The organism is Achromobacter sp. 413638, assembly GCF_043119405.1.
In the GTDB taxonomy this organism is placed as follows: Bacteria; Pseudomonadota; Gammaproteobacteria; order Burkholderiales; family Burkholderiaceae_B; genus Achromobacter.
In genome coordinates this window covers 1-265 of record NZ_JBICCO010000198.1, presented here as the reverse complement: position 1 = coordinate 265, position 265 = coordinate 1, and the positions used below count along the sequence as shown (strand labels likewise).

The following is a 265-nucleotide window of genomic DNA, read 5'->3' as shown; positions in this document are numbered from 1 at the left end:
TGCGCCCGTCCGGCGGCATGCCGGGAGCCCCAACGGGCAACTCGGTCGGCGCCGGCGGCACGCTGGCCGGCTCGCGCCTGGGCAGCTGGGATGCGCTGATTCCGCCGGGCGCGAAGTTCCTCACGCCCTCGGGCCAGCCCAAGCGCCTGGGCGACGGCTTCTATGAACAGAAGGCCGTGTCCGACCAGATCCTGGCCACCACCGGCCAGCGCTTCCTGGAGAAGTACAGCGACAACGACACGCAGTACAAGGCCCTGCTCGCGGC

1 protein-coding gene is annotated in these 265 nt (G+C 71.3%); it reads left to right on the top strand.

Translation table 11 applies throughout. The features are described from left to right. Window positions 1-17: 17 nt before the first annotated feature. Window positions 18-265, top strand: a 248-nt coding sequence (locus tag ACEU5R_RS32040) for a hypothetical protein (RefSeq protein ID WP_392413956.1), incomplete at its 3' end; no start/stop codon positions are given.